This is a genomic window from Streptomyces spinoverrucosus (assembly GCF_006539505.1).
GTDB classification, from domain to species: Bacteria; Actinomycetota; Actinomycetes; order Streptomycetales; family Streptomycetaceae; genus Streptomyces; species Streptomyces spinoverrucosus.
In genome coordinates, this window is sequence record NZ_BJND01000031.1 from 1 (window position 1) to 17,783 (window position 17,783).

The window sequence follows — 17,783 nt, forward strand, 5'->3', positions numbered from 1 at the left end:
CCTCCTGCTGCCGCGCTTGATCCGGGCCTCCCCTGCTGCTGCCGCGCTTGATCCGGGCCTCCCCTGCTGCTGCCGCGCTTCATCCGGGCCTTCACTCCGCTGTCGCGCACATTCCGCCAAGGGACTCCCCTCCATGCATACCGGTCGGTATGCTCGACCCGTCCGTGCGTCACCGCTGTCGCCAGACCCCGGGAGGACCCGTGTCCCGCACCGCCCTGCGTATCTGCCCCCTGTGCGAGGCCACCTGCGGGCTCACGCTCACCATTGAGGGGACCCGCGTCACGGGCGCCCGCGGTGACCGCGAGGACGTGTTCAGTCAGGGGTTCATCTGCCCCAAGGGCGCCTCCTTCGGGGCCGTCGACGGCGACCCCGACCGGCTGCGCGGACCGCTCGTGCGCAAGGGCGGGGAGTTGCGGGAGGCCAGTTGGGAGGAGGCGTTCGACGCCGTTGCGGCCGGGATCCGGCCGGTCGTCGAGCGGTACGGGGCCAACTCCGTCGGCGTAGTCCTCGGCAACCCCAACGTGCACACCATGGCCGGCGCGCTCTATCCGCCCGTCCTGCTCGGCGCCCTCGGCACCCGCAGCGTGTTCACCGCGTCCACGGTCGACCAGATGCCCAAGCACGTCTCCAGCGGGCTGCTCTACGGCGACGCCAACGCCATCCCCGTGCCCGACCTCGACCGCACCGACCATCTGCTGCTCATCGGCGCCAACCCGCTGGAGTCCAACGGCAGTCTGTGCACCGCCCCCGACTTCCCCGGCAAGCTGAAGGCCCTCAAGGCGCGCGGCGGCACGCTCACCGTGATCGACCCGCGCCGCACCCGCACCGCGAAACTCGCCGACCGCCACATCGCCATCCGGCCCGGCACGGACGCCCTGCTGCTCGCGGCGATGGCACACGTCCTCTTCGAGGAGGACCTGGTCGCGCTCGGCGACCTCGCGCCCCACGTCGAGGGCCTGGCCGAACTCCGGGAAGCCGTACGGGACTTCACTCCCGAAGCCGTCGCCGAGGCATGCGACGTAGACGCCACCGTGACACGCACCCTCGCCCGGGAACTCGCCGCCGCCCCCACCGCCGCCGTCTACGGCCGCATCGGCAGCTGCACGGTCCCGCACGGCACACTCGCCAGCTGGCTCGTGGACGTCCTCAGCATCCTCACCGGCAACCTCGACCGGCCGGGCGGCGCCCTCTTCCCGCAGGCCGCCACCGACAAGACACCCCGCCCCGCCGGACCCGGACGCGGCTTCGCGCTCGGCCGCTGGCACTCCCGGGTGAGCAAACATCCGGAGGCGAAGGGCGAGTTGCCGCTCTCCGCGCTCGCCGAGGAGATCGACACCGCAACTGAGGAGGGCGAGCCGATCCGGGCACTGATCGCGATCGCCGCCAACCCGGTGCTGTCCGCACCCGACGGCGACCGCCTCGACAAGGCCCTCGGCTCCATCGACTTCATGGTCAGCGTCGACCCCTACCTCAACGAGACCTCCCGCCACGCCCACGTCGTCCTGCCGCCGCCCCCGCCGTCCCAGAGCGCCCACCACGACTTCGCCTTCAACACCCTCGCCGTGCGCAACCAGGTCCGCTACACCCGCCCCGCCGTCCCGCTTCAGCCGGGCCGGATGGCCGAGACCGAGATCCTCGCCCGGCTGATCCTGGCGGCCACCGGCATGCACGGCGCCGACCCGGCCGCCGTCGACGCGATGGTCATCGACCAGACCCTCGGCAAGGCGGTCAAGGAGGCCCACTCACCCGTGCACGGCCGGGACCCGAGGGAACTCGCCGACCGGCTCACCGGCGACAACGGCCCCGAACGGCGGTTCGACATGATGCTGCGCCTCGGCCCGTACGGCGACGGTTTCGGCGCACGACCGGACGGGCTGAACCTGGCCAAACTCCTGGCGCATCCGCACGGCATCGACCTCGGTCCGCTGCGCCCCCGGCTGCCGCAGCCGCTGAAGACGGCGAGCGGCAAGGTCGAACTGCTGCCCCGCCCGATCGCCGACGATCTGCCTCGGCTGAGGCAGGCCATGGCCGAGCGCGCCGACGGCCTGGTGCTCGTGGGCCGCCGCCATCTGCGGTCCAACAACAGCTGGATGCACAACGTCCCCGCCCTGACCGGCGGCACCAACCGCTGCACCCTGCACATCCACCCCGAGGACGCCGAACGGCTCGGCGTGCGCGACGGAGCGCCGGTCCGGATCAAGGGCGCCGGGGGAGAGGTCACGGCCCCGGCCGAGGTCACCGACGGCGTGCGGCGCGGCGTCGTCAGCCTGCCGCACGGCTGGGGCCACAACCGTCCCGGCACCCGTCTCACCCACGCCGCCACCGACCCCGGCGTCAACGTCAACCAGCTCCTCGACGGCAGCCTGCTCGACCCGCTCTCCGGCAACGCGGTCCTCAACGGCGTACCCGTGGAGATCTCCGCCGTGACCGAAAAGCTCACCGCTCTGACCTCAGCAAAGCTGTGACCAGCAGTTTTGCGCTTATTGCTCGCACGTCAACGTCTTGTTAACGCCGCTTGACGGGACCTAACGTCGTCGCACCGCCGGCCCAGGTGGGAGTTCAAGGGCGAACGTTAGGTATCCACTCATGCTGACCATCCTCGGCTTCGCCATGATCGCGACCTTCTTGGTCCTGATCATGATGAAGAAGATGTCGCCGATAGCGGCGCTCGTGCTCATCCCCGCACTGTTCTGTGTCTTCGTCGGCAAGGGCGCGCACCTCGGCGACTACGTCATCGACGGAGTCTCCAGCCTCGCCCCCACCGCGGCGATGCTCATGTTCGCGATCGTCTACTTCGGTGTGATGATCGACGTCGGGCTGTTCGATCCGATCGTCCGGGGCATCCTGAAGTTCTGCAAGGCCGACCCGATGCGGATCGTCGTCGGTACGGCCCTGCTCGCCGCGATCGTCTCGCTGGACGGCGACGGCTCGACCACCTTCATGATCACGGTCTCGGCGATGTACCCGCTGTACAAGCGGCTGAAGATGAGCCTCGTCGTGATGACCGGTGTCGCCGCGACCGCCAACGGCGTGATGAACACCCTGCCGTGGGGCGGCCCGACCGCCCGCGCCGCCACCGCCCTGAAGCTGGACGCCAGCGATATCTTCGTCCCGATGATTCCGGCCCTCGCCGTCGGCCTCGTCTTCGTGATCGCCCTGGCGTACGTCCTCGGTCTGCGCGAGCGCCGGCGGCTCGGCGTGCTGACGCTGGACGAGGTGCTGGAGGAGGAGAAGGAGACGGTCCTCGTCGGCACCGGCACCGGTTCCGGCGCCAACGTCAAGCAGGTCACCGGCGGTTCCAGCACCTCGGGCACGTCCAGCACTTCCAGCACTTCCGGATCCGGCAGCGACGCCGACGCCCCCGACGAGGACGACGACTTCCAGGGCCTCGACCCCAACCGCCCCACCCTGCGCCCCAAGCTGCTCTGGTTCAACGCGCTGCTCACGGTCGGCCTGCTCACCGCCATGATCATGGAAGTGCTGCCGATCCCGGTGCTGTTCCTGATCGGCGCCGCTCTCGCGCTCACCGTCAACTTCCCGAAGATCCCGGACCAGAAGGCCCGCCTCGCCGCGCACGCCGACAACGTCCTCAACGTCTCCGGCATGGTCTTCGCCGCCGCCGTCTTCACCGGCGTGCTGCAGGGCACCGGCATGGTCGACAGCATGGCCAAGTGGCTGGTCGACATCATCCCCGGCAGCATGGGCCCGCACATGGCCCTGGTCACCGGCGTGCTGAGCCTCCCGCTCACCTACTTCATGTCCAACGACGGCTTCTACTTCGGCGTCCTGCCGGTCCTCGCCGAGGCCGGCGCGGCGCACGGCGTCACGCCGCTGGAGATGGCCCGCGCCTCGCTGGTCGGCCAGCCGCTGCACATGTCCAGCCCGCTGGTCCCGGCCGTGTACGTGCTGGTCGGCATGGCGAAGGTCGAGTTCGGCGACCACACGCGGTTCGTGGTGAAGTACGCGGCCCTGACCAGCCTGGTGGTTCTCGGCGCCGGAATCCTGTTCGGCATCATCTGACGTATCCGCTGACGTATCCGCGAAGGACCACTCCGTCAGGAGGTACACGACCATGGGCCCCGGGGGGAACCGCGGCTGGCTGCTCCGCCTCGTCATCGCCTTCAGCTTCGCGCAGGGGGCGGTGTCGATGGCCCGGCCCGCCGTCTCCTACCGGGCCCTCGCGCTGGGCGCTGACGAACGGGCGGTCGGTGTGATCGCGGGGGTGTACGCCCTGCTCCCGCTGTTCGCCGCCGTCCCCCTGGGCCGCCGTACCGACCACGGCCGCTGCGCACCCCTGCTGCCCGCCGGCGTCGTCCTGATATCCGGCGGCTGCGCGCTCAGCGGCCTCGTCGACTCCCTCTGGGCGATGGCGATCTGGAGCGGCGTGATGGGCCTCGGCCACCTCAGCTTCGTCATCGGCGCGCAGTCCCTGGTCGCCCGCCAGTCGGCTCCGCACGAACAGGACCGCAACTTCGGCCACTTCACCATCGGCGCCTCGCTCGGCCAACTGGTCGGCCCGATCGCGGCCGGTGCGCTGATCGGCGGCCACGACATGGCGGGCAGCAGCGCACTCGCCCTGGTCATGGCGGGCGCGGGCGCCGCGGTGGCGTTCACGTCGCTGTGGCGCATAGAGGATCGCCGTACGCCCAAGTCCGCGACGCCGCAAGGCGACGACCGCGTCCCTGTGTGGGGCATCCTGCGAGCCCGGGGCGTCCCCGCCGGCATCCTCATCAGCCTCTCCGTGCTGTCCGCGACCGACGTCCTCACCGCCTACCTGCCGGTGGTAGGCGAGCACAGGGACATCGCGCCCTCGGTGATCGGCTTGCTGCTCAGCCTCCGCGCGGCGGCCACCATCGCCTGCCGCCTGGTGCTGACCCCGCTACTGAAGCTGGGCCGCACCCTGCTGCTCACCCTGAGCTGTCTGCTGGCGGCGCTGCTGTGCGCCGGTATCGCGCTTCCGCTACCGGTGTGGGCGTTGGCCCTGATCCTGGCGGCCCTCGGCTTCTGCCTCGGCGTAGGCCAACCCCTCTCCATGACGACGGTCGTCCAGGCCGCCCCCGAGACCGCCCGCTCCACCGCCCTCGCCCTCCGCCTGACCGGCAACCGCCTGGGCCAGGTCGCCGCCCCCGCCACGGCCGGCCTGATCGCCGGGGTGGCGGGAGTGGCGGCACCGTTCGTGATGCTTGGCGGCCTGTTGCTCCTGTCGACGGGAGTCGCGTTGCGCTCACCGACGAGAGGCGCCGGGGAGAACGGGACCCCGAAGCCCGACCGACCCCCCTCACCCCGCCCGACCGCCCGAGGGCGGGGAAGGAACACCACCTGACGGCCTCGCCCGGAAACGCGAGCGGTGCCGCCCTCCTCCCATGTGGCGACTACGGCTAACCCGCCCATCGGCCCTCCGATCACGTCACCTGGGCCGATCGGCGCCGCGCACCTGGTGAGTTGGCTCAATTGTTGTCTTCGGCGGAGCGGATGCGGGTCAAAGGAGCCTCCCACTCGACGCCACCCCCTCTCGGCCGCATGAACGCGGTCCGGCTGACGAGCTTGTTGCCGTCCTTGGTGCGCTCCTCGATTACGCCTTGCAGCTCACCCGTGCGGTCGGTCTCCACATCCGTGACCAACGTCCCCCGGGGGTAAGGCAGCTCGCCGTGGCTCAGCATCGTCGGCGGCTTCTCGTGTGTCAGTGCCATGACTCCTCGTCCCAGCTGGGCCGTAACGGAAGTCGAGCGGGGAAGACGCACAGTATGAGCGCGACCAAGATTCCCGGACCCGGAGCCAATGTGGCCGCTTGCCGCAAGGCGCGTGGCTCGCGCGACTTCAGCCAGGTTGCCCTCGCCCGATACCGTGCGCTGACGCAGGGCATTGCCGCTGCTCTCGCTCAGGCCATGGGGCTGACGCTGGATGACGACCCCCCGCCGCACCCTGAGGACTTGCCACGCGAGCTGGCGGAGCTGAACGAGCACCGTCATCGGGCCGAGCTGTCGTCCGTCTTGCAGAAGCTACCGGACTTGCTGACCAAGGCGACTCATTACGCGCATGCAACGCAGTCTCCCGATGCCTGGACCCGCGTTGCCGACACGTACAGCGTGGTGTACTGGCTGGCCGCCGGACACCGCTGGATGCACATCGCCGAACTGGCCGTCATGAAGCAGCGGCTGGCCGCCCCCGTGCATTCGGGCCGGGCATCCTGCACCTTCGCGGTCTGACGCTGGCTGGCCGGTTGCAGGACAAGGCCACCACCGAACGACATATCGAGGCAGCCTGGCGTGTGGCCGACGAGTTCCCCGAGGACATTCATGAGTACGGGATCCACTTCGGGCCGGACAACACAGCCGTTCACGTGATCCCCACCAGCAAGTGGCCATCGCCGAAGTGGTGAGGCGGGGTAGCCGGCCGACCGCCAGCAGCAATACGGTCATCGCGTGGACCAGGATGAACGGCTGCTTCACGCCTCGTCGTTCGGCGCAGCGGCGGTCGCCTACGCGGAGCACCGTCCAGACTACGCGCAGGCCGCGGTGCGCTGGGCGCGCCGGCCCGCGCCCGGCCCGCGCGTGCTCGACCTCGGTGCCGGAACCGGCAAGCTGACCGCCACGCTGGTCGCGCTGGGTGCCGAAGTCATTGCAGTTGAGCCCGACCCGGCGATGCTGGCCGAGCTGCGCCGCACGCTGCCGGCTGTCCGTGCCCTGTCGGGCAGTGCCGAGGCGATACCGCTGCCGGACGCATCGGTCGATGCCGTGCTGGCCGGCAACGCCATGCATTGGTTCGACATGGCCGTCGCGGGACCCGAGATCGCCAGGGTCCTCGCGCCCCGCGGCCTCCTGGCCGGTCTGTGGAACGTCATGGACGACCGGGTCGAGTGGGTTGCCGGGCTCGCGCGGGTCAGCGGGAGCGCGGCCATCGGCACGCGTGACACGCCCACCAGCTGGCGCGCCGAGACGGCCGACATGCACCTTCCAAAGACTGGCGTGGCCGCCCGGTTCGGCTCACCAGAGCAGGCCGAGTTCCCGCACGGGCAGCGTCGCACCGCTGACTCTCTCGTCGCCACCATCGCGACGCGCGCGGGCGTTTTGGTCATGCCAGAACAGGAACGAGACGCCACGCTGGGCCGGATCCGCGCATTCCTTGCGAGTAGACCGGAGACCGCCCACGGCGAGTTCACTCTCCCGATGCTGACCGGCGTGCTGCGCGTCCGGCGCCTGTGAAGCATCACGTCGACAACGATCGATGACACGCCGCACGCCGTCTCAGCCCACATCGCTCGGAGAGCGGCAGTGATGTCCAACGCCAACTCGCATGCCGGCTCGCCACTTGAGGCGCCCAGACAAAGGTGACAACCACGTAGGGCGTCGATGATGCCGTGGGTGCGGTCGGCGATGACCTGGATGTTTCACGAACGCCTTCCGTGCCGCGGTGCCGGTGGCGGCGTCGAGGATCTCGGGGCAGCCTGTCGGCTTGCCGTCAAGGCACCAGCAGGACCTTGCCGCGGGCGGTGGGGTCGTCGGCGATGCGGTGGGCTTCCGCTGGATCGTCGAGCGGAACGCACGCGGCGATCCGCGGGTGCAACCTGCCCTCGCCGAGCTGCACGACGAGGCGTTCCAGGGTCGCCCGGATACGGCGGGGTCGCCGGCGCGCGTTTGTGCTGAGCCGGTAGAAAGCGGCGCGACGGCCGTTCGGCAGGGCGTTCCATAGCCGTAGGCGGAGCACATCCGCAGGTGGCGAGGCTTGGGTCGACAGGAAGCCGTAGGAGACGAGGCGGCCGCCGGGGCGCAGGCTGCGCCAGGATGCGCGGAGCGTTGGGCCGCCGATCATGTCGAGGACGACATCGGCCCGGGTGGCTGCCTCGCGTCCGCGTTCGACCGGCCGGCCGCCGTACGTTTCGACAAAGGCGTGGTCGCGGGGCGCGGCGACGCCGTACATGTGGGCGCCGAGGAGGCGGCCGATCTCGAGCAGGGCGATGCCTACGCCGCCGGCGGCACCGTGCACGAGCACCCGTTCGCCGGGGCGTACCCGGGCGACATGGTGCAGTAGCTCGTTCGCGGTGACGTGGGTGAGCGGGAGGCATGCGGCGTCATTGGCCTGGACGGTGTCGGGGACCTCGACCACGCCGGCGGCCGGCACGCAGACGTGGCTGGCGTGGCCGCCGGTCAGGGTCAGCGCGACCACCCGGCGGCCGCGCCACCACGTCGGGACGTGAGGGCCGACCTGGTCGACGACGCCGGTGACGTCCCACCCCGGGGTGAACGGGGGTGTGGGCGCCCGCCCGGGGTAGCGGCCGGCGCGCATCAGCAGGTCGGCGCGGGCGACGCCGGCGGCGGTCACCCGGATCCGCAGGTGACGGGGGCCGGGCTCGGGGGCGTCGTCGCTGTCGACGCGCAGCACCTCGGGCCCGCCGGTACGGGTGACGACAATGCGCCGACGGCGGGTCACGCCGGCTTCGCGGATCGGGCGCCGAGCAACACCGAGGCCATGGTCAGCGCGATGGCCGAGCCGACGAGGCTGCCGAAGCCGATCCGACCGTCGACGGCGTAGGACGCGGTGGCGGTGACGAGGACACCGGCGGAGAAGCAGTGGGCGGCGAGGAGTGCCGGGGCGGCGATCCGGCCCGGCAGCGCGGCCGCGACGAGCAGCGCCGCGCACAGGATCAGGTCGGGGACGAGGAACAGATTGTCGGCTTCCCAGGAGTTGGTCGGAAAGAGGAAAGCGAATGTGCCGAGGCTGAGCAGGACGGCGGCGATCCGTCCGATCTTGAGCATCGTCATGTCTACACCGTAGACATACATCTCCGGCGCTGTCTACGTCGTAGACACGATCTGGCAGAATGGGCGCATGCCTCGACGCGCCAGCCTGACCACCGACGCCATCGCGACGGCGGCGCTGAAGGTCGGCGACCGGGAGGGCGCCAAGGCGATGACCATGCGCCGGATCGCCGCCGAGCTCGGCTGCGATCCGATGGCCCTCTACCGGCACTTCACCGACCGCGAGGCGCTGCTCGACGCCGTCGCCGACCTTGCCCTCGCCGACGCTCCCGACCCCCGTCCGGACCAGCCGTGGGACGCTCGGCTCGTCGCCGTCCTCACGTCGATCCGGTCGGCGGCGCTGCGCCACCCGGGCATCGCCGCCCACGTCGCCGGGCGCCCTCCCCTGCAGCGCCACGGGCGTCGACTCGGCGCGGCGATCACCGGTGCGCTCGCCGAGGCCGGGCTGCCGCCGACAGACGTGATCCGGGCGACGCAGGCGCTTGTCGCGTATCTCGCGGCTGCGCTCGCAATGGGCGTGCAGGCAGGGAAGCCGGACGCTCGCTGGCGACAACTACGGGACGTGATCTCCGAGCTCCCGGATGCGCCGCCGGGCGATGCACTGCCGGTGACGGGGTCCGACGACCAATTCGAGTACGGTCTCGGACTGCTCATCTCCGGCATCCGAGTCGAGGCGGAACGCAAGCGAACCACGTGAGCCTTTTCCCAACCTGCCGCTGCGCGGGTGGCTTTGGGTCACCGATCCGCGCACTCGGTGAGCAGGCCATGGCCACCCTCAAGACATGGCGGCTACTTCGCAAGCTCCGGTGCAGCGCCACCGGCATCACCAGCCTCGTCCAAGCAATCCTCACCCTCCACCTGACCTGCTCAAACTGAGGTTGGAAAAGGCTCAGTGAGCCAGAGTCGGTGACACTCATAGTCGGCCATAACTCGCAGAGTTCGAGTCGGCAGGGACCGACTCACGCCGGATCCGGCAGGTCCATCAGCGCGAGCTTGGCCGGGTCGACCACGACCGTGATGTCGGTGATCCGGCCGTCGACGACGGTGAACGCGACGACGGAGAGCGGGGTGCCGTCCTCGCGCCAGGAAATGATCCCTGGGAGGCCGTTGACGAGCACCGCCCGCCCCTGTGCGGCTGAGCCGGCGGACAGTTGCGCGCCGACTGCGACCTTGGTGGCGCCGAGGGTGACGACTACGCCGGACGGGGTGTCGACGGTCAGTTTCACCTCGGGGTCGAGTACCCGCAGCAACTCCTCGAAGTCGCCGCGGCGAGCCGCCGCAAGGAAGGCCTGGACCACCTCCCGCTGCTCCCGTCCGATGCCGGTCGGCCGCTCAATCGTCTGCACCTTCCTGCGGGCGCGGCTGGCGAGCATCTTGGTGGCGGCGGTGGACTTGCCGAGGATCTGGCCGACCTCGTCGAACGGCACCGCGAACAGGTCGTGCAGCACGAACGCCAGCCGCTCGCTCGGCCCCAGCGACTCCAGGACGACGAGGAGCGCGAGCCCGACCGAGTCGACGAGCACTGCGTCCTCCTCGGGAGCAGGACTGTCGTCGAGCGTCACCACGAGCTCGGACAGGCGGGCGTCGTAGGACGCCTCCGGCCGGGCCTGTCGCGATCGCAGGACATCGAGGCTGATCCGGCCGACCACCGTGGTCAGCCAGCCGGCGAGGTTGTGGATGGTCGCCGCGTCCTGGCGGGAGAGGCGCAGCCAGGCCTCCTGGACCACGTCCTCGGCGTCGGCGTGCGATCCGAGCATGCGGTAGGCGACCGCACGCAGCCGGTCGCGCTGGGCCTCGAACGCCTCGGCCATCGGTCCCGTCGGGCTGGTGTCGGACATGTTGTTACCTTCCTCGGCTCTGCTCCGTCAGGGGTGATGACGGGCCCGAAGGGGCGTAGGTAACCGATGAAGGAGCAAGACCGATGGAAGCACGCATGACAAGCCCGGCCAATCCCGACGTGATCACAGCGATCCAGCACCTCTACAAGGCGATTCACGCCGGGGGCGTGGACAAGCACCTGCTGTCCCTGGTCCACCTGCGCACCAGCCAGATCAACGGTTGCAGCCCGTGCATCTTCGCCACGATCGAGTCGGCGAAGAAGGCCGGTGAGACAGAGGAGCGGCTGCACAACGTGGTCGCGTGGCGCGAGACGCCCTTCTACACCGATGAGGAGCGGGCTGCCCTCGCCCTGGCCGAGGCCGCCACCCGCCTCCAGGACGGCGCACCGGGCGTGACCGGCGAGATCTGGGACGCCGCTGCCGACCACTTCAGCGAGGAGCAGTTGGGCGCGATCATCCTGGAGATCGCGATGACCAACTTCTTCAACCGGATCAACCGCACGGTCCGGGAGCAGGCCGGCAAGACCTGGTGAGTCGGGCGGGGCGCCGCCCTTCGTACCGCCCCGATGCGGGCCGGAGCGACCGCCCTGCCCCGCCGCACGCGCCCCCGCCCCTCCCCCTGCGCCCCCCTGCGCTCCCGTACGGCCAATGGATTCCGGTCCTTCGGCGCGGCCGCGGCATCCCCCGGCCCCGGGCCCGGTAAGGGATGGGGCATGACTCTTCAACTCACCCGAACCCGCGTCGCCTTGGCGACCGCCACCGTCCTGCTCGCCGTCGGGGCGCCCACCGCGTACGCCACCCTTGGCGAGGAGACCCCTGCTGCCGCCCCCACCCCGGTGCGCGGGGAGCCGTACGCCGAGACGCGGCTTCTCTTCGGTACCGCGCGGCCCGATGGTGGACCGGCGGTCACGGACCGGCAGTTCATGGCCTTCATCGACAAGGAGGTGACGCCGGACTTTCCGGACGGGCTGACCGTGCAGAGTGGGCGCGGGCAGTGGCGGGACGCGAGCGGTGCGATCGACAAGGAGCGGTCGTACGAGCTGATCCTGCTCTATCCGGTGGGCGAGGCGGCGGCCAGGGACCGGAAGATCGAGGAGATCCGCCGGGACTACGAGAAGGCCTTCGGGCAAGAGTCGGTTGGGCGCGTGGACGATCAAGTGCGGGTCGACTTCTGAGCCGGTCCCGTACCCTCTCGGCGGGCCCTGGCGCCGAAAAACTATCGCCGCTAGTTTGGGTGCCGACGTGCCGACGACGCCGCAGTTCGGGAGGTGGGCCATGAAGGCCCGGGACGGGATGTACATCGACGGTGCCTGGCGCCCCGCCGCAGGCCAGGACGAGATCGAGGTCGTGAACCCGGCCGACGAGGAGATCTTCGGCCGGGTCCCCGCGGGCACCGCCGAGGACGTGGACCGGGCCGTGCGGGCCGCTCGCGCCGCATTCCCGGCCTGGTCCGCCACGCCGCCCGCCGAGCGGTCCGCGCGCCTGGCCGCCCTTCGGGACGTGCTGACCGCCCGCAAGGACGAGATCGCCGAGACGATCACCGCCGAGCTGGGTTCGCCGTTGGCCTTCTCGCAGGCGGTGCACATGGGCGCGCCGATCGCGGTCGCGGGCTCGTACGCCGAACTGGCCGCGACGTACGCCTTCGAGGAGAAGGTCGGCAACTCGACCGTCTACCAGGAGCCGGTCGGCGTGGTCGGCGCGATCACGCCGTGGAACTACCCCTTGCACCAGATCGTCGCCAAGGTCGCCCCGGCCCTCGCCGCGGGCTGCACGGTCGTACTGAAGCCCGCCGAGGACACCCCCCTGACCGCGCAGGCCTTCGCGGAGGCGGTGCACGAGGCGGGCTTCCCGGCCGGAGTCTTCAACCTGGTCACCGGCCTCGGCCCGGTGGCCGGGCAGGCGCTCGCCGAGCATCGCGGGGTCGACATGGTCTCCTTCACCGGGTCCACGGCCGTGGGCAGGCAGATCGCCGCCACGGCCGGGGCCGCGGTGAAGAAGGTCGCCCTGGAGCTGGGCGGCAAGTCCGCCAACGTCATCCTGCCCAGCGCCGACCTGGGCCGGGCCGTCAACGTCGGCGTCGCCAATGTCATGTCCAACTCCGGGCAGACGTGCAGCGCGTGGACCCGGATGCTGGTGCACTCCTCGCAGTACACCGCCGCCGTCGAGCTGGCCGTCGCCGCGGCCGCCAAGTACGGCGAGCGCATCGGGCCCCTCGTGAACGCCCGGCAGCGGGACCGGGTGCGCGGCTACATCGAGAAGGGCGTGGCCGAGGGCGCCCGGCTCGTCGCGGGCGGCGTCGAAGCCCCGCGTGAGCGTGGCTACTTCGTCAGCCCGACCGTCTTCGCGGACGTCACGCCGGAGATGACCATTGCCCAGGAGGAGATCTTCGGGCCGGTCCTGTCGATCCTCCGCTACGAGGACGAGGACGACGCCCTGCGGATCGCCAACGGCACGGTGTACGGGCTCGCCGGCGCGGTCTGGGCGGGCGACGAAGCGGAGGCGGTGGCCTTCGCGCGCCGGATGGAGACGGGCCAGGTCGACATCAACGGCGGCCGCTTCAACCCGCTCGCGCCCTTCGGTGGGTACAAGCAGTCGGGCGTGGGCCGGGAACTCGGCGTGCACGGCCTGGCCGAGTATCTCCAGACCAAGTCCCTCCAGTTCTAAGGGAGTTCACTGTCATGGCTGTGCGTGCCGCCGTCCTTCCGGCTGTCGGTGCCCCGCTGGAGGTCACGGAGATCGACCTTCCCGAGCCCGGCCCCGACCAGGTCCGGGTCCGCCTCGCCGCGGCCGGGGTTTGCCACTCCGACCTCTCCCTGTCCAACGGCACCATGCGCGTCCCGGTCCCGGCCGTCCTCGGCCACGAGGGCGCCGGCACGGTCGTCGCCGTCGGCGAAGGGGTCACCCATCTCGCGCCGGGCGACGGCGTCGTCCTCAACTGGGCCCCGTCCTGCGGCGACTGCCCCGCCTGCGCACGCGGCGAGGTGTGGCTGTGCGCCAACGCCCTGAACGGCTCCGCCGGCGTCCACGCCCACCGCACGTCCGACGGCGCCGAATTGCACCCCGGGCTGAACGTGGCCGCGTTCGCCGAGGAGACGGTGGTGCCGACGTCCTGCGCGCTGCCCGCCCCACCGGACGTGCCCCTGACCGACGCGGCGCTCCTGGGCTGCGCGGTCCTCACGGGCTACGGCGCCGTCCACCACTCGGCGAAGGTGCGGCCCGGCGAGACGGTCGCGGTGTTCGGCGTCGGCGGGGTGGGCCTCGCGGCGCTGCAGTCGGCGCGCATCGCGGGCGCGTCGCGGATCATCGCGGTGGACGTCTCCCTGGAGAAGGAGGAACTGGCCCGCGCGGCCGGCGCCACCGACTACGTCGTCGCCTCCGACACCACCGCCCGCGAGATCCGCGCCCTGACCGGCAAGCAGGGCGTCGACGTGGCCGTGGAGTGCGTGGGCCGGGCGGTCACCATCCGCACCGCCTGGGAGTCGACCCGCCGCGGCGGCCGCACGACGGTGGTCGGCATCGGCGGCAAGGACCAGCAGGTCACCTTCAACGCCCTGGAGATCTTCCACTGGGGCCGCACCCTCTCGGGCTGCGTCTACGGCAACTCCAACCCCGAGCAGGACCTGCCGGTCCTGGCCGACCACATCCGCGCGGGCCGCCTCGACCTGTCGGCGCTGGTCACGGAGCGGATCGCTCTGGACGGCATTCCGGCGGCATTCGAGAACATGCTGGCGGGCAAGGGGGGACGGGCGCTGGTGGTCTTCTAGGACCTGTCGTCACCTTCCGTCGCCCGCCCGGAGGCCTTGGGGGAGTGCGGCCGGGCGTCGCCGGGCAGGCGGGAATGTGACGACAGGGCGCAGCGCGGGCCCCCGCCCCGCACCCGCCGCCGCGCGCCCCGGCCCCCTTCCGAGGGCCGGGCCTTCGGCACGCCCCGACGGCTCTCCGTGCCATGTACAGGCAAAACTCCTCCCGCACGACCCGTTGACGTCCATACCGTCCGGTCAGTACGTTCCCGGAAATCCCAGCCGCCCCCCGTCCCGTCCCCGCACCCACCGGAGTGTGCACGCATGGACACGGCACCTTCCGCCCAGCCGCTCACCACCACCCCGGCCACCCCGCACCGCCGCCGGGTCGCCACCGCCGCCGCGCTCGCCTCGGCCGTCGAGTGGTACGACTACTTCGTCTTCGGCATCGCCGCCGCCCTGATCCTCGGCGACCTGTACTTCCCCGCAGGCAGCTCCACCGCCGGTGTACTCGCCGCCTTCGCCACCTTCGCCGTCGGCTTCCTAGCCCGCCCCATCGGCGGCATCGTCGCCGGTCACCTCGGCGACAAGCGCGGCCGCAAGCCGATGCTGGTCCTCGCGCTCACGCTCATGGGCGTCGCCACCACCGGCATCGGCCTGCTGCCGACGTACGAGACGATCGGCGTCGCCGCGCCGATCCTCCTCGTCCTTCTCCGCGTCGCGCAGGGCGTCGCCGTCGGCGCCCAGTGGGGTGGCGCGATGCTGCTGGCCACCGAGTACGCCCCCGAGGGCAAGCGCGGCGTCTACGGCAGCGTCGTCCAACTCGGCGTGCCCATCGGCGTGGTGACCGCCAACTCGGTCTTCCTGCTGGCCGGCGCCCTCACCTCGGAGTCCGCCTTCGCGGCCTGGGGCTGGCGGGTGCCGTTCCTGGTCGGCGTCCTCGTGCTCGGCCTCGCCTGGTACATCCACACCCGCGTCGAGGAGACCCCAGAGTTCCGGGAGGCGGAGAAGGCGCTGGCCGAGCAGGAGAAGTCGGAGCAGAGCAGCCCGCTGCGCACCATCCTGCGCCACCACCTCGGCACGGTCCTGCTCGCCGGCGGCTCCTTCGCCGTGAACACCGCGACGTTCTACATCCTCATCACCGGTGTCCTCGACTACACCACCCGCGAACTCGACATGAACCGCGGCGCGGTCCTCACCGTCTCCCTCTGTGTCAGCCTCACTCAGCTCGTCCTGATCCCCGCCTCGGCCGCGCTCTCCGACCGCGTCGGCCGGATCAGGATCTACGCGCTCGGCGCGGTGGGCATCGCGCTGTGGGCCGTACCGCTGTTCCTGCTGATCGACACCGGTTCACTGCTGTGGCTGGCCGTCGGCACCTTCGTCGCCAGCTGCTTCCTCAGCATCATGTACGGCCCCCAGGCCGCCCTGTTCGCCGAGCTGTTCACGCCCGAGATGCGCTACACGGGCGCCTCCCTCGGCTACCAGATCGCGGCCGTGGGCGGCGGCGGACTCGCCCCGTTCATCATGGTGCTGCTCCTGGAGGCGACCGGCACGTCGATGGCGGTGTCCGGCTACATCATCGGCCTCGCCGTGATCGCGCTGCTGTCCATCAAGGTACTTGCGGATCGGGCGCGTTCACGCTGACTCCCGGGTCTGCTCGGGTTGTGGCGCGGCCGCCACGACCCGAGCGGACCGCGTCCGGGACCGCGACACGGCGACCCCCGCCAGGCACAGCGCCCCGCCCGCCAGCGTGAGCAGCCCGGGCACCTCGCCCAGCGCCAGCCACGACATCAGCACGACCAGGGCGGGGACGGCGTACGTCGTCGCACCCATGCGGCTGGCGGTCGTACGGGACAGGGCGTACGCCCACGTGGTGAAGGCCAACGCGGTCGGGAACACGCCGAGATAGACCATGTTGAGCGTCGCCGAGAGCGGAGCGTCGGCCGCGTCCGCCACCAACTGCCCGGCGAACGGCAGACAGGCCACCGCCCCGACGAGACACCCGAACGTCGTCACCTGCAGCACGCTGGCGTGCCCGAGCGCGGGCTTCTGCGCCACGACGCCGCCGGCGTAACCGACGGCGGCCAGCAGACACAGCACCACCCCAAGCACCGACGACCCGCCCCCGCCCGACATCGAAAGCCCCACGGTCACCGCACCCGCGAACGACACCGCCATGCCCGCCAGCAGCCGAGGCGGCATCGTGTCACCGAGCAGCCGCGCCGCGAGCAGCGCGACGAGGATCGGCCCGACGTTCACGACCAGGGCCGCCGTACCGGCGTCGACCTGCTGTTCGCCCCAGTTGAGGGCGACCATGTAGAAGCCGAACCACAGCACGCCCGATATCGCGATCCCGCGCCAGGCCGACCTCGGCGGCAACCCCTCGCGTCGTACGAGGAGGAACACCCCCAGCACCAGGGCTCCCGACAGCAGCCGCCCGAGCGCCAGCGCGCCCGGCGAGTACGCGGCACCCGCGCTGCGGATCGAGACGAAGGCGGAGGCCCACAGCACGACGGTGACGGTGGCGGCGCCGGTGGCCAGCAGCTGGGTACGGCGGGAGACGTTCATCATGCTCCAGAGGCTAGGAGATGGTGGATCGGGAGGCTCGCGGATTTCGGACGGGGTCGCCGGCATCGCCCCTCAAGGGGCGCGGGGAACTGCGCGACAAGCCACGATGCTCCTGCACTCGGCACATCAGAGAAACCCTTACTCCAGTAGCCGATCAGCGCAGCGCCGCCGCGTCGACACCGAGCAGCTCCTTCAGCGCCCGCTCCCCCGGCGGAGTCACCTTCACCGCCCGCTCGGAGCCGATGCGCACACACCAGCCGGTGTCGAGGGCGTGCCGGCACAGCGCCGCGCCCGCGACTCCCGCGAGATGCGGGCGGCGTTCGGTCCAGTCCAGGCAGGCGCGGGCCAGCGGGCGGCGGCCGGTGCGGTCGAGGCGGATCCCGGCGCTGTCGAACCACCCGAGCCCGGCGTCCGTCAGTGCGAACCCGGTGTCCTGCCGCAGCAGCCCGCGTGCGGTCAGCGCGTCGGTGACCGTGATGCCGAGGCGGCCGGCGAGATGGTCGTAGCAGGTGCGGCCGCGGGCCATGGCCGACCCGGCGCTCGCCTCGCGCAGCCCGTTCGGCCGCCGGGCCACGGCATCGGGCGCGACCTGCGCGGCCAGATCCTCCACCAGTTGCGCGATCCGCGCGTCGGCCAGCCGTACGTACCGGTGCCGCCCCTGCCGTTCCTCGGCCAGCACTCCGCCCGCGATCAGCTTGCCGAGATGCTCGCTCGCCGTCGACGCGGCGACCCCCGCATGCCGTGCCAGCTCACCGGCGGTCCACGCCCGCCCGTCGAGCAGCGCCAGCAGACAGGCGGCCCGTGTCTCGTCGGCGATCAGCCCGGCAAGCTGCGCGAGCGCCGGTGCCCGGGGGTCCCTGGAGGTCATGTACCCAGCATGG

General features: G+C 71.3%; 17 protein-coding genes and 1 pseudogene. 12 read left to right on the forward strand and 6 right to left on the reverse strand.

Annotated features, from left to right (window positions below; all coding sequences use genetic code 11):
- The first annotated feature begins 200 nt into the window (after positions 1 to 200).
- The 3 genes from SSP24_RS21690 to SSP24_RS21700 all read left to right on the forward strand — a co-directional run bounded on the left by SSP24_RS21690 (position 201) and on the right by SSP24_RS21700 (position 5,323).
- Entirely contained in the window at positions 201 to 2,465 is a 2,265-nt protein-coding gene (locus SSP24_RS21690; protein WP_141311344.1) for a molybdopterin oxidoreductase family protein, read from the forward strand.
- 121 nt (positions 2,466 to 2,586) lie between these two features.
- Entirely contained in the window at positions 2,587 to 4,020 is a 1,434-nt protein-coding gene (locus SSP24_RS21695) for a CitMHS family transporter (RefSeq protein ID WP_141311345.1), read from the forward strand.
- A gap of 52 nt (positions 4,021 to 4,072) precedes the next feature.
- Positions 4,073 to 5,323: an MFS transporter gene (locus tag SSP24_RS21700; RefSeq protein WP_141311346.1), complete on the forward strand. Its 1,251-nt coding sequence runs from the start codon at positions 4,073 to 4,075 to the stop codon at positions 5,321 to 5,323.
- A 124-nt stretch (positions 5,324 to 5,447) separates the two neighbouring features.
- On the opposite strand, the gene SSP24_RS21705 is transcribed toward SSP24_RS21700, so the two are convergent.
- Positions 5,448 to 5,690 (reverse strand): hypothetical protein, encoded by a 243-nt coding sequence (locus SSP24_RS21705; RefSeq protein ID WP_141311347.1) that lies wholly within the window; start codon positions 5,688 to 5,690, stop codon positions 5,448 to 5,450.
- Positions 5,691 to 5,744: 54 nt separating this feature from the next.
- Between SSP24_RS21705 and SSP24_RS21710 the strand changes: the two genes are divergently transcribed.
- Both SSP24_RS21710 and SSP24_RS21715 read left to right on the forward strand, forming a co-directional pair.
- Positions 5,745 to 6,206 (forward strand): hypothetical protein, encoded by a 462-nt coding sequence (locus SSP24_RS21710; RefSeq protein WP_229864940.1) that lies wholly within the window; start codon positions 5,745 to 5,747, stop codon positions 6,204 to 6,206.
- Positions 6,207 to 6,422: 216 nt separating this feature from the next.
- Positions 6,423 to 7,202 (forward strand): class I SAM-dependent methyltransferase, encoded by a 780-nt coding sequence (locus SSP24_RS21715; protein ID WP_141311348.1) that lies wholly within the window; start codon positions 6,423 to 6,425, stop codon positions 7,200 to 7,202.
- A gap of 256 nt (positions 7,203 to 7,458) precedes the next feature.
- On the opposite strand, the gene SSP24_RS42945 is transcribed toward SSP24_RS21715, so the two are convergent.
- Entirely contained in the window at positions 7,459 to 8,427 is a 969-nt protein-coding gene (locus SSP24_RS42945) for a zinc-binding dehydrogenase (RefSeq protein ID WP_167529652.1), read from the reverse strand.
- On the reverse strand, positions 8,424 to 8,759 hold the full coding sequence (locus SSP24_RS42950; RefSeq protein ID WP_167529653.1) for a hypothetical protein: 336 nt from the start codon (positions 8,757 to 8,759) through the stop codon (positions 8,424 to 8,426). The genes SSP24_RS42945 and SSP24_RS42950 overlap by 4 nt, the downstream gene beginning before the upstream one ends.
- A 67-nt stretch (positions 8,760 to 8,826) precedes the next feature.
- On the opposite strand from SSP24_RS42950, the gene SSP24_RS21725 reads away from it, so the two are divergent.
- Positions 8,827 to 9,453, forward strand: coding sequence for a TetR/AcrR family transcriptional regulator (locus SSP24_RS21725; protein ID WP_141311350.1), 627 nt, complete (start codon positions 8,827 to 8,829; stop codon positions 9,451 to 9,453).
- Between the two features lie 44 nt (positions 9,454 to 9,497).
- A pseudogene (locus SSP24_RS21730) lies at positions 9,498 to 9,632 on the forward strand (IS5/IS1182 family transposase); the annotation flags it as partial.
- Positions 9,633 to 9,715: 83 nt separating this feature from the next.
- On the opposite strand, the gene SSP24_RS21735 reads toward SSP24_RS21730, so the two are convergent.
- Positions 9,716 to 10,594, reverse strand: a complete 879-nt coding sequence (locus SSP24_RS21735; RefSeq protein ID WP_141311351.1) for a sigma-70 family RNA polymerase sigma factor — start codon at positions 10,592 to 10,594, stop codon at positions 9,716 to 9,718.
- 83 nt (positions 10,595 to 10,677) lie between these two features.
- On the opposite strand from SSP24_RS21735, the gene SSP24_RS21740 reads away from it, so the two are divergent.
- The 5 genes from SSP24_RS21740 (at position 10,678) to SSP24_RS21760 (ending at position 15,978) form a co-directional block, all read left to right on the forward strand.
- Positions 10,678 to 11,127: a carboxymuconolactone decarboxylase family protein gene (locus SSP24_RS21740; RefSeq protein WP_141311352.1), complete on the forward strand. Its 450-nt coding sequence runs from the start codon at positions 10,678 to 10,680 to the stop codon at positions 11,125 to 11,127.
- Positions 11,128 to 11,307: 180 nt separating this feature from the next.
- Positions 11,308 to 11,769, forward strand: a complete 462-nt coding sequence (locus SSP24_RS21745) for a DUF3574 domain-containing protein (protein ID WP_141311353.1) — start codon at positions 11,308 to 11,310, stop codon at positions 11,767 to 11,769.
- A 100-nt stretch (positions 11,770 to 11,869) separates the two neighbouring features.
- On the forward strand, positions 11,870 to 13,258 hold the full coding sequence (locus SSP24_RS21750; RefSeq protein ID WP_141311354.1) for an aldehyde dehydrogenase family protein: 1,389 nt from the start codon (positions 11,870 to 11,872) through the stop codon (positions 13,256 to 13,258).
- Between the two features lie 14 nt (positions 13,259 to 13,272).
- The gene (locus SSP24_RS21755; protein WP_141311355.1) at positions 13,273 to 14,358 is read left to right on the forward strand and encodes a Zn-dependent alcohol dehydrogenase; all 1,086 of its coding nucleotides are present in this window, start codon (positions 13,273 to 13,275) and stop codon (positions 14,356 to 14,358) included.
- Positions 14,359 to 14,658: 300 nt separating this feature from the next.
- The gene (locus SSP24_RS21760) at positions 14,659 to 15,978 is read left to right on the forward strand and encodes an MFS transporter (RefSeq protein ID WP_141311356.1); all 1,320 of its coding nucleotides are present in this window, start codon (positions 14,659 to 14,661) and stop codon (positions 15,976 to 15,978) included.
- Here SSP24_RS21760 and SSP24_RS21765 read toward each other — a convergent pair.
- Both SSP24_RS21765 and SSP24_RS21770 read right to left on the reverse strand, forming a co-directional pair.
- Positions 15,970 to 16,905 (reverse strand): DMT family transporter, encoded by a 936-nt coding sequence (locus tag SSP24_RS21765; protein WP_141311357.1) that lies wholly within the window; start codon positions 16,903 to 16,905, stop codon positions 15,970 to 15,972. The two genes, SSP24_RS21760 and SSP24_RS21765, sit on opposite strands and share 9 nt — an antisense overlap.
- Positions 16,906 to 17,056: 151 nt before the next feature.
- Positions 17,057 to 17,770 (reverse strand): ArsR/SmtB family transcription factor, encoded by a 714-nt coding sequence (locus SSP24_RS21770; RefSeq protein ID WP_141311358.1) that lies wholly within the window; start codon positions 17,768 to 17,770, stop codon positions 17,057 to 17,059.
- Positions 17,771 to 17,783 lie beyond the last annotated feature (13 nt).

Bases quoted from the DNA above. Each gene is read 5' to 3' on its own strand.
- SSP24_RS21710 (WP_229864940.1), top strand. From the start codon at position 5,745: ATGAGCGCGACCAAGATTCCCGGACCCGGAGCCAATGTGGCCGCTTGC.
- SSP24_RS21760 (WP_141311356.1), top strand. From the start codon at position 14,659: ATGGACACGGCACCTTCCGCCCAGCCGCTCACCACCACCCCGGCCACC.
- SSP24_RS21735 (WP_141311351.1), bottom strand. From the start codon at position 10,594: ATGTCCGACACCAGCCCGACGGGACCGATGGCCGAGGCGTTCGAGGCC.
- SSP24_RS21700 (WP_141311346.1), top strand. From the start codon at position 4,073: ATGGGCCCCGGGGGGAACCGCGGCTGGCTGCTCCGCCTCGTCATCGCC.
- SSP24_RS21695 (WP_141311345.1), top strand. From the start codon at position 2,587: ATGCTGACCATCCTCGGCTTCGCCATGATCGCGACCTTCTTGGTCCTG.
- SSP24_RS21755 (WP_141311355.1), top strand. From the start codon at position 13,273: ATGGCTGTGCGTGCCGCCGTCCTTCCGGCTGTCGGTGCCCCGCTGGAG.
- SSP24_RS21750 (WP_141311354.1), top strand. From the start codon at position 11,870: ATGAAGGCCCGGGACGGGATGTACATCGACGGTGCCTGGCGCCCCGCC.
- SSP24_RS21770 (WP_141311358.1), bottom strand. From the start codon at position 17,770: ATGACCTCCAGGGACCCCCGGGCACCGGCGCTCGCGCAGCTTGCCGGG.
- SSP24_RS21705 (WP_141311347.1), bottom strand. From the start codon at position 5,690: ATGGCACTGACACACGAGAAGCCGCCGACGATGCTGAGCCACGGCGAG.
- SSP24_RS21740 (WP_141311352.1), top strand. From the start codon at position 10,678: ATGGAAGCACGCATGACAAGCCCGGCCAATCCCGACGTGATCACAGCG.
- SSP24_RS21765 (WP_141311357.1), bottom strand. From the start codon at position 16,905: ATGATGAACGTCTCCCGCCGTACCCAGCTGCTGGCCACCGGCGCCGCC.
- SSP24_RS21745 (WP_141311353.1), top strand. From the start codon at position 11,308: ATGACTCTTCAACTCACCCGAACCCGCGTCGCCTTGGCGACCGCCACC.
- SSP24_RS21725 (WP_141311350.1), top strand. From the start codon at position 8,827: ATGCCTCGACGCGCCAGCCTGACCACCGACGCCATCGCGACGGCGGCG.
- SSP24_RS42950 (WP_167529653.1), bottom strand. From the start codon at position 8,759: ATGACGATGCTCAAGATCGGACGGATCGCCGCCGTCCTGCTCAGCCTC.